Genomic DNA, 6291 nt, shown 5'->3' with positions numbered 1-6291 from the left:
GCACGCCTGCCGTGCTGTGTTTTCCCGGGGGGGCGACCCCCGGACCCCCAGCCGTCAAGCGGCGGGTCGCGGGAGTCGGGAGTGAGCTGCGGCACACCTGCCGTAAAGTTGACGCCGGTCGATACCTGACCGCGGCAGATCGGAAGGGCAGCAGGCGTGACCGTCGACGACACGGGCTCCGGCACGGGTGCACACCCCGCCCCCGACGGCGGACCCGGCCGTACCGCTGGGTCTGTCGGGGAAGTGCCCGAAGTTCCCGAAGTGGACGAGAAGCCGGACGACGACCCGGAGAAGGATCCGCTCGCCCTCCGCCTGGAGCAGCTCATCCTCGGCGCGGACCGCAGATACACCCCGTTCCAGGCGGCGCGCAGCGCGGGCGTCTCCATGGAGCTGGCCTCGCGGTTCTGGCGGGCCATGGGGTTTCCTGACATCGGGCAGGCCAAGGCCCTGACCGAGGCCGACGTGCTCGCGCTGCGGCGGCTCGCGGGCCTCGTCGAGGCGGGGCTGCTGAGCGAGGCCATGGCCGTGCAGGTGGCGCGGTCGACGGGGCAGACCACCGCCCGGCTCGCCGAGTGGCAGATCGACTCCTTCCTGGAGGGGCTCACGGAGCCTCCCGAGCCGGGCATGACCCGTACCGAAGTCACGTATCCGCTCGTCGAGCTGCTCCTTCCCGAGCTTGAGGAGTTCCTCGTCTACGTGTGGCGCCGCCAGCTGGCCGCGGCCACGGGGCGCGTCGTGCAGGCCGCGGACGACGAGGAGATGGTCGACCGGCGGCTGGCCGTGGGGTTCGCCGATCTCGTCGGGTTCACGCGGCTGACCCGGAGGATGGAAGAGGAAGAGCTCGGCGAGCTCGTCGAGGCCTTCGAGACCACGGCCGCGGACCTCGTGGCCGCGCACGGCGGGCGGCTCATCAAGACGCTGGGCGACGAGGTCCTGTACGCCGCCGACGACGCGGGCGTCGCCGCGGAGATCGCGCTGCGGCTCATCGAGACGATGGCCAACGACGAGACCATGCCGGAGCTGCGCGTCGGCATCGCCTTCGGGACCGTGACCACGCGCATGGGCGATGTGTTCGGTACGACCGTGAACCTCGCTTCGAGGCTCACGTCGATAGCTCCCCGGGACGCCGTCCTCGTCGACGGGGCCTTCGCGGAGGAGCTGACGCGCACGGGCGAGGCACCGGCCTCCGAGGCGGAGGCCGCGGAGGCGGCCGCCGCGGCGGAGAAGGAGGGCGAGGAGCCCCCCTCGTACCGCTTCGCGCTCCAGCCGATGTGGCAGCGCCCCGTGCGCGGCCTCGGCGTCGTCGAGCCGTGGCTCCTGGCCCGCAGGGGCTGAGGGCGGGCCGAGGAGCCCCTTCCCGGGGCGGGGCCCGGCTGACATGATCCTGCGGTAACGGTCGTTAACCGGAGGTGGAGGAGGCGTCATGGGTGACGAGCAGCGGTACGGGGAGTACGTGGCGGTCAGGCGGCACGGCCACGTCGTCGAGCTCGTCCTCGACCGGCCCAAGGCCATGAACGCCGTCTCCTCGGAGATGGCCCGCTCCATCGCCGCCGCCTGCGCCGCACTGACCGACGACCGCGACGCCCGGGTCGTCGTCGTGACGTCCACCCACGAGCGGGCCTTCTGCGTCGGCGCCGACCTCAAGGAGCGGAACTCCTTCAGCGACGCCGAGTTGCTCCGCCAGCGCCCGACGTCGCGCGGCGCCTACACCGGCGTACTCGAACTGCCCATGCCGACCGTCGCCGCCGTGCACGGCTTCGCGCTCGGCGGCGGCTTCGAGCTCGCCCTCTCCTGCGACGTGATCGTCGCCGACCCGACCGCGGTCGTCGGGCTCCCCGAGGTGTCCGTCGGCGTCATCCCGGGCGGCGGCGGCACACAGCTGCTTCCGCGCCGCGTGGGGGCCGCCCGCGCCGCCGAGCTGATCTTCTCGGCGCGCCGCGTGGAGGCCGCGGAGGCGCGGGAGTTGGGCCTGGTCGATCTGCTGGTGGGTGAGGGCGAGGCCCGTACGGAGGCGCTCGCGCTCGGCGCCCGCATGGCCGCCAACTCGCCCGTGGGCCTGCGTGCCGCCAAGCGTGCCCTGCGTCTCGGGCACGGCCTCGACCTGCGGGCCGGCCTGGAGGTCGAGGACGCGGCGTGGCGGACGGTGGCGTTCTCGGGGGACCGCGCGGAGGGTGTCGCGGCGTTCAACGAGAAGCGGAAGCCGCAGTGGCCCGGGGAGTGAATCCCGGGTGGTGCGGGGAGTGAATCCCGGGTGGTGCGGAGAGTGAATCCCGGGTGGCCCGGGGAGTGATTGGACTCCCCCGCCCCTCCGTCGTGCGCCCCAAAGTTCCAAAATGCCCTAAACCTCCTAGCCTGGGTGGATGGGTGAGGATGTTCGGCTGCGGGCCGTGGTGGAGCTTGCGCAGGGAATGGCCGCCGCGCACACTCCGCGTGAGTCCTGGCGGGCGGCCGCTCTCGGCGCCTGTCGCGCGCTGAACGGGAGTTTCTCGGCGCTGTCCGTGTGGGAGCGGGACCTGGGCCGACTGCGGGTCCTGGTGAACGTGGGCCAACGCGTCCAGCACGAGGTCGAGTTCCCCGACGACGAGGCCTACCCCGTCAACCAGTTCCCGGAGATCACCGAGTTCCTGCACGAACGCTGGGCCGGGGGCGGCGAACCGCACGCGTGGGTCGAGACCGCCGAGGGGCCCGAGGGCGCCCGCGCGGCCGGCTACTGCCACCAGCGGGTGGCCGCCCTGCGCCGCAGGGGGCGCGGCTGCTGCGTGGTCGCGCCGATCGTGCTGCACGGGCGCGCGTGGGGCGAGCTGTATGTGGCGCGGCCGCCGGGCGATCCGGTCTTCGACCGGGCCGACGCCGACTTCGCGACGGTCCTCGCGGCGGTGGTCGCCGCGGGGATCGCGCAGACCGAGCGCCTTGAGGAGGCGCGCCGCCTCGCCTTCACGGACGCGCTGACCGGGCTCGCCAACCGCAGGGCGGTCGACCTGCGCCTGGACGAGGCGGTGGAGCGACACCGCGCCGAAGGGGCCGTGGTGAGCCTGGTCGTCTGCGACGTGAACGGGCTCAAGCGGGTCAACGACACCCACGGCCACGCGGTCGGCGACCGCCTCCTGGAACGGTTCGGCTCGGTGCTCTCGCTCTGCGGCGCGATGCTGCCCGGCACGCTCGCGGCGCGGCTCGGCGGCGACGAGTTCTGTCTGCTGTCCGTGGGGCCCACCGCCGACGAGGTGGTGCGGGTCGCCGACGAACTCTGCGTACGCGCTGCGGAGTTGGAGCTCGGCGACGGGGTCGCGTGCGGCGTCGCGTCGACCGGGGATCCGATCGGTCCCGTGCGCTCCGCCCGCCGCCTCTTCCGCCTCGCCGACGCGGCGCAGTACCGCGCGAAGGCCGCCCGCGCCGCCAAGCCGGTGGTCGCGGGGCGCGAGGGCGCGGACGACCCGGTGGTCCGCCTCGCCGACGCACCCGAGGGGGCGCCCCCGGCGGGGGAGCGGCGGAAGTTCCGCGGGCGCCTGGGCGAGGGCGCCGACCACCGGTGAGCGGAAGCGGCATGGGCATGGGCATGGGCATGGGCATGATCAGTTAGGGTGTGCCGCGCCCGGAAGGCGGGCCGCGCGGTATGCGGGGCCGCACAAGCCCGCGCGGGGGAGCGGGCGTTGAGCGATCAGCAGTACGGGTACGGAGGTCCGGCGCAGGGCGGTCAGGCGTACGGCGGCGGGCAGGGGCAGTACGGGACGCACGGCGGCGGACCGTACGGAACGTACGACGGGAACTCTCCCGCGTACCCCACCCCCGCACCGACACCCATCCCCGTGCCGACACCCGCACCCCCGCCGCACCCCGCACCCCCCACAACCCCCTCCACCCGCACCGTCCGCGGCGCCGCCGACCGCCCCCTCAACCTCGCCCGCCGCTTCGGTACCCCCGACCGTCCCGGCGCCGTCGAGGACCGCACCATCACCGCCCTGCAGACAGGGCGCACGCTCCTCGGGCTCGGCGCGACCGTGTGGCTCGTCTTCGCCTATCCGCTGCGCCAGGGGCGGGAGGAGTTCGTCCTCGGGAAGGTCGAGGACCTGGTGGTCGCCGCGGGCTTCGCGGTCGTCGCGATCCTCGTCGCCACCGTCGTCTTCATCGGCCTCGCCGACGCCTCGCTGCGCGGGATCTATCTGCGCCGCGCCGTCCAGCCGCTCGGCACGCTGGCCGCGCTCGCGGCGGGCGCGGGCGTGGTCTGGCTCTGCTGGTACGTGCTGCGCGAGGGCCTCGGACTCACCGACAACCAGGGCTCGTTCCTGGTCGTCCTGTTCTACTACCTCCTCTCCTTCGCGGCCTGGGTCGCGGCCCTCCTCGGCCTCCTGGCGGGCCTCGTCTACACGATCGCCCTCCTCGTGTACGCGGTGAACAGCTGCTTCCGCGCCGGGGCGATCCACGAGCTCCTGCCGCCGGTCCTCTCGCCCGTGCTGCTGTGGGGCCTCGCGGTCCTGCAGTTCTTCGACGACGCCGTGGTGGCCGCGCCTCCCGCCGTGCTCTACGCGTTCACGCTCGGGGCACCGGTCTCGGTGACCGCGCTGTCCGTGTGGGAGATCCGCAGGCTGCGCGGCCGCCACGGGATCACCTTCAGGGGGGCGCTGGGGCGCGGCTGACCGGCGTGCGGCGAGCGATGTAAGTGGTCCGGTCCGAACCCACCCGTGACACCTGGCGATTCAATCCGTACGCTGCTGAATATGGATATGCACAGCGTGGGCACCGTGGCCCTTGGGACGTCCGGGACGACCGCCGACGACGTCATCGCCGTCGCGCGCGGGAACGCGCGGATCGAACTGACCGCCGAAGCGCTGGACGCGCTCGCCGCCTCGCGCGAGATCGTCGACGCGCTCGCGGCCAAGCCCGACCCCGTCTACGGCGTCTCGACCGGCTTCGGCGCCCTCGCCAGCCGCCATATCGGCCCCGACCTCCGCGCCCAGCTGCAGCGCAACATCGTCCGCTCGCACGCGGCCGGCATGGGCCCGCGGGTGGAGCGCGAGGTGGTCCGCGCGCTGATGTTCCTGCGTCTGAAGACGGTCTGCTCGGGCCACACGGGCGTGCGCCCCGAGGTCGCGCAGACCATGGCCGACGTCCTGAACGCGGGCATCACGCCGGTCGTCCACGAGTACGGCTCGCTCGGCTGCTCCGGCGACCTCGCCCCGCTCAGCCACTGCGCGCTGACGCTCATGGGCGAGGGCGACGCCGAGGGCCCCGACGGCCAGGTGAGGCCCGCGGGCGAGCTGCTCGCCGCGCACGGCATCACGCCGGTCGAGCTGCGCGAGAAGGAGGGCCTCGCCCTTCTCAACGGCACCGACGGCATGCTCGGCATGCTGGTGATGGCCCTCGCCGACCTGGAGACCCTCTACAAGTCGGCGGACGTCACGGCGGCCCTGACGCTGGAGGCCCTGCTCGGCACGGACAAGGTCCTCGCGCCCGAGCTGCACGCCATCCGCCCGCACCCGGGCCAGGCCGCTGCCGCCGCCAACATGCTTGCCGTGCTTGCCGGTTCTGGCCTCACGGGCCACCACCAGGACGACGCGCCGCGCGTCCAGGACGCGTACTCGGTGCGCTGCGCCCCGCAGGTCGCGGGCGCGGGCCGGGACACGATGGCGCACGCCCGCCTGGTCGCCGAGCGCGAGCTGGCCGCCGCCGTCGACAACCCCGTCGTCCTGCCCGACGGCCGTGTCGAGTCGAACGGCAACTTCCACGGCGCCCCGGTCGCGTACGTCCTGGACTTCCTCGCCGTCGCCGCCGCCGACCTCGGCTCGATCGCCGAGCGCCGCACGGACCGCCTCCTCGACAAGAACCGCTCGCACGGCCTGCCGCCGTTCCTCGCGGACGACGCGGGCGTCGACTCGGGCCTGATGATCGCGCAGTACACGCAGGCCGCCCTGGTCAGCGAGATGAAGCGGCTCGCCGTCCCGGCGTCCGCCGACTCGATCCCGTCCTCGGCCATGCAGGAGGACCACGTCTCCATGGGCTGGTCGGCCGCCCGCAAGCTCCGTACGGCCGTCGACAATCTGACCCGCATCGTGGCGATCGAGCTGTACGCGGCCACGCGCGCCGTCGAGCTGCGCGAGGGCCTGACCCCGGCGCCCGCGACGCAGGCCGTCATCGCGGCGGTCCGCAAGGCGGGCGTCGAGGGTCCGGGCCCGGACCGCTTCCTCGCCCCGGACCTGGCGGCGGCGGACGAGTTCGTGCGCACGGGTGCGCTCGTGGCCGCGGTCGAGCCGGTGACGGGGGCGCTGGCCTAGCGTTCGCCGCCTCCGGGCGGGTACG

General features: G+C 73.9%; 5 protein-coding genes. All 5 read left to right on the top strand.

Translation table 11 applies throughout. The features are described 5' to 3' along the window. Positions 1-243 precede the first annotated feature (243 nt). The 5 genes from AB0B50_RS17565 (at position 244) to hutH (ending at position 6266) form a co-directional block, all read left to right on the top strand. The gene (locus tag AB0B50_RS17565; protein WP_362332781.1) at positions 244-1335 is read left to right on the top strand and encodes an adenylate/guanylate cyclase domain-containing protein; all 1092 of its coding nucleotides are present in this window, start codon (positions 244-246) and stop codon (positions 1333-1335) included. An 88-nt stretch (positions 1336-1423) separates the two neighbouring features. Next, positions 1424-2221 (top strand): enoyl-CoA hydratase-related protein, encoded by a 798-nt coding sequence (locus AB0B50_RS17560; protein WP_362331981.1) that lies wholly within the window; start codon positions 1424-1426, stop codon positions 2219-2221. Positions 2222-2360: 139 nt separating this feature from the next. Beyond that, the gene (locus AB0B50_RS17555) at positions 2361-3530 is read left to right on the top strand and encodes a GGDEF domain-containing protein (RefSeq protein ID WP_362331978.1); all 1170 of its coding nucleotides are present in this window, start codon (positions 2361-2363) and stop codon (positions 3528-3530) included. Between the two features lie 117 nt (positions 3531-3647). After that, a complete protein-coding gene (locus AB0B50_RS17550; protein ID WP_362331975.1) occupies positions 3648-4631 on the top strand; it encodes a hypothetical protein in 984 nt (327 codons plus the stop codon). An 87-nt stretch (positions 4632-4718) separates the two neighbouring features. Next, on the top strand, positions 4719-6266 hold the full coding sequence (gene hutH / locus AB0B50_RS17545) for a histidine ammonia-lyase (protein ID WP_362332778.1): 1548 nt from the start codon (positions 4719-4721) through the stop codon (positions 6264-6266). Positions 6267-6291 lie beyond the last annotated feature (25 nt).

This window comes from Streptomyces sp. NPDC041068 (assembly GCF_040647455.1).
Taxonomy (GTDB): Bacteria; Actinomycetota; Actinomycetes; order Streptomycetales; family Streptomycetaceae; genus Streptomyces.
The sequence above is the reverse complement of the archived record's forward strand: the minus strand, read 5'-3'. Positions and strand labels throughout refer to the sequence as shown.

What these genes read in the sequence shown, in the direction of transcription:
- AB0B50_RS17560 (WP_362331981.1), top strand. Translation starts at nt 1,424, where the DNA reads ATGGGTGACGAGCAGCGGTACGGGGAGTACGTGGCGGTCAGGCGGCAC.
- AB0B50_RS17555 (WP_362331978.1), top strand. Translation starts at nt 2,361, where the DNA reads ATGGGTGAGGATGTTCGGCTGCGGGCCGTGGTGGAGCTTGCGCAGGGA.
- hutH (WP_362332778.1), top strand. Translation starts at nt 4,719, where the DNA reads ATGCACAGCGTGGGCACCGTGGCCCTTGGGACGTCCGGGACGACCGCC.